We start from the raw sequence: 619 nt of genomic DNA on the forward strand, positions 1-619 counted from the left end.
TGTGCTGTAGACGACCGTGGACGAGTATTGCATAAGTCATTCCCTATCAGACAGTCGGCAGAAGGATTTACGACCTTCTATGAACAGCTACTCGCATTAAAAAACAAACACGAGAAATCAGAAATCCTTGTTGGGTTCGAACCAACGGGACACTACTGGATGAACCTAGCGGCCCATTTAACAGCGCATGGCATCCGCTATGTGCTTGTGAATCCTAGTCACGTGAAGAAATCCAAAGAATTGGATGACAATCTACAGACAAAGAACGATGTGAAGGATGCGATGGTCATCGCCAAGCTAATCCGCGATGGGCGGTTCAGCTTCCCACGCATTTTAGAAGGTATCGAAGCGGAACTGCGCAATGGTGCATCCCATCGCGCCTCGCTTCAGAAAGAGCTTGGCATCATTACCAATCGAATCATTCGATGGACAGATCGGTTCTTCCCAGAATTCCAACATGTCTTTAAAGACATCGGGAAAACCGCCCTGGCAGTGCTGGAGAAAACACCATTACCAGAGGACCTTCGAGAAAAAGAAGTGGCGGAGCTACTCCCTTTCTACAAAGAGGTTGCTGGGTTAAAGTGTGTCTCTTCTCCCAAAATAATAAAACTCAAGGAAG

General features: G+C 47.0%; 1 protein-coding gene. It reads left to right on the forward strand.

Translation table 11 applies throughout. The annotated features are described in order from the left end of the window. Positions 1–27 precede the first annotated feature (27 nt). Positions 28–619, forward strand: a 592-nt coding sequence (locus M3627_RS20435) for an IS110 family transposase (RefSeq protein WP_251557272.1), incomplete at its 3' end; no start/stop codon positions are given.

It is taken from the genome of Psychrobacillus sp. MER TA 171 (assembly GCF_023713305.1).
Classification (GTDB): Bacteria; Bacillota; Bacilli; order Bacillales_A; family Planococcaceae; genus Psychrobacillus.